The organism is uncultured Nostoc sp. (assembly GCF_964245575.1).
GTDB lineage: Bacteria > Cyanobacteriota > Cyanobacteriia > Cyanobacteriales > Nostocaceae > Nostoc.
In genome coordinates, this window is the sequence record NZ_CAXTNP010000511.1 from 1 (window position 1) to 2706 (window position 2706).

Consider the following 2706-nt stretch of genomic DNA (forward strand, 5'->3'; position numbering starts at 1 on the left):
ACATCAGGCTTTGTCGATAATTATGTAATTCCTGGAGAGCTTCTTTTTCCACATCAGAATTACTAAAAATTTGATTTATATTGTTTTCTAGGTTTCTGTCTAATATAGGATATACTAAAAAGTTTTTAGATAATTGCTGAATTAAAAATGGGACAATAATTAAAGTTATTATAAACCTTATAGAAATTTTTGTCCTATTTTGAGAAAGTCGGTAATTTCTAACAAACTCTTCTTCCGTCTGCGGTGCAAAATTTGTTTTGATTCTATAAAGTCTTTGACCCACAGACCTCGATAATAATCTAGCCTGTTGAGATGGAGGTTGCGGTCGAATATTATTAATATTAGAGGATGGCTGTTTGTTAATTTCGCTCTGGTTAAGTTGTAGTGGTTGAAAAGTTGATATTAACGCATTGTTGCTAATTGTTTCATCTTTTAGAGCGTACCTCTCTACAACTTCATCAATAATTTTCAGTTTTTCTAACAATACAGAATTAGAGAGATTTAAAATTCTGCGACTAAGGCGAAACTCTATAAGTCTTACTTTGATAGTAGTTAAATTCTTATCGAGGTATCCTTGCCAATAAGACATCACATTTTCAGTATAATTTCCTGATTGTGAAGATATTTTATTGCCGTCAAAATGTTCTATCTCAATGTTTTTAATTCTCTGAGCTGCTTGTTGAGCTTCTAAGAGTGACCTTTCTGGTGTATCTAAAAACCAAATGTTAAGCGATCGCAAATAATCTTTGAGATTTTGGCGAAGTAAATTTGCTGTTCTGGCGAAGGAATTTTTCATTATATTATATATGTATGTATGTATGTATGATTCTCTAGATGATGTGTATGATAGTTATATAAGCATTAAAAACGGGTAATATCTAGTTTAAAATCTTATTAATCATTACCCAATATATATTAGATAAATTTATTATTTCGAGTGTACACGTATTAGAGGATTAGCTACAGGCGAGAGGAGATTTTATATGATTTTAAATTGACTGGGATCGCATCGTCGGTAAAGACTAGTACCGCAAGGCGGAAGTAAAAAGTTAACACTGAGCGAAGTCGAAGTGTCAAAAGTCATTTGTCAAAAGTCACGCCTGCTTTAATTTTGGGCTTTCTGGCTGTAATGAAATGGTAGGTTTATTTCCGCCGATTTCTACTAGTGTGACACAAATCAAAATTACACTTTACAGCTTAATATAGCAAGCTTTGTAGAGACTCAGCCTGTTAAGATTTTTTAGCCTTATTTAGAAAAATTGCCAAAAAACTAAAATAGATATATCTTGAGTTAGTTTCAGTCAGCTTGTCTAACAAGTAGAACTTGAGGATTTTTGATGTCGTTTGTTAAAAACTCGCCTTATGATGGTCTGATGCTATATCGGCACAAAATAAAAGTTGGTCACTACAGTAAGCAAAAAATTTGAACCAGAATTTATTGGCAATATGAAACTCAGTCTGTGCATGATTGTGAAAAACGAAGCAGCAACACTGCCTAAATGCCTGAGCAGTGTCCGAAAAGTGGTAGATGAAATGGTAGTCTTGGATACAGGCTCAATCGATCGCACTCCCAATATTGCCCAACAACTCGGTGCAAATGTCTATCATTTTAAATGGTGTAATGACTTCAGTGCTGCCCGTAATGCAGCTCTAAAATATGTCACTGGAGATTGGATTCTGGTATTAGATGCTGATGAGACTCTCACACCAGGAATTGTACCGCAGTTGCGAGAGGCGATCGCAAGAGATGAATACCTGCTCATTAACCTCGTCCGCCACGAAATTGGTGCAGAACAATCTCCCTATTCTCTGGTTTCCAGGCTGTTTCGCAATCATCCAGATATTCGCTTTGACCGTCCTTATCATGCCTTAGTGGATGATAGCGTGTCAGCAATTATAACCAAAGAACCCCATTGGCAAGTAGGTTATTTACCAGGGGTGGCACTTGTACACACAGGATATCAAAAAAATGCGATCGCTCAAAATAACAAATATGCCAAAGCAGCTACAGCAATGGAAGGGTTTCTCGCTACTCATCCTGATGACCCCTATGTTTGCAGTAAATTAGGGGCATTGTATGTGGAAACTGGGAAAATTACCCAAGGTATGGAGTTGCTTAGACGAGGAATCACCACTGCTGAAGAAAACTACGATATTTTATATGAACTCCACTACCATTTAGGCATTGCTTACAGTCGGTTGCAAAAATCCCCACAGGCTATTTCTCATTATCAAGCTGCGATCAAATTGCCAATTTACCCCATGCTCAAACTAGGAGCATACATCAACTTGGGTAACTTACTCAAAGCAGCAGGAGATTTAACTGGTGCGAAAACTGCTTACGCCACAACTTTAAAAATTGACCCTAATTTTGTTTTTGGACATTATAATTTAGCGATGATATTTAAAGCTTTGGGTTTATTTACAGATGCGATCGCATCTTATCAAAATGCAATCAAGTTAAATCCCAACTATGCCGAAGCCTATCAAAATTTAGGGGTAGTGTTGCTCAAAGCTGGCAATCATCAAGATAGTTTAACAGCTTTTAGAAAAGCGATCGCCCTTCATGAAAGGTATAATCCCGAAGAGGCGAAGAGACTACGCCAGGGGTTGCGGGAAATGGAGTTGATGTAGATGTGGAGAGTGGAAAGTGGGGACTGGGGAACTCGGGGCCCCCACGGAGTGGGGATTAGGGGCATGGGGACT

Annotated in this window: 1 protein-coding gene and 1 pseudogene; one reads left to right on the forward strand and one right to left on the reverse strand. The window is 37.5% G+C overall.

The window, feature by feature from the left end:
• Positions 1–796 (reverse strand): annotated as a pseudogene (locus ACFFAP_RS37795) (proton extrusion protein PcxA); the annotation flags it as partial.
• Between the two features lie 650 nt (positions 797–1446).
• Between ACFFAP_RS37795 and ACFFAP_RS37800 the strand changes: the two are divergent.
• Entirely contained in the window at positions 1447–2634 is a 1188-nt protein-coding gene (locus ACFFAP_RS37800; RefSeq protein WP_375515999.1) for a glycosyltransferase, read from the forward strand.
• The last annotated feature ends 72 nt before the right edge of the window (positions 2635–2706 follow it).

Excerpts from the sequence above, each read along its gene's own strand:
- ACFFAP_RS37800 (WP_375515999.1), top strand. The coding sequence starts at position 1,447 with ATGAAACTCAGTCTGTGCATGATTGTGAAAAACGAAGCAGCAACACTG.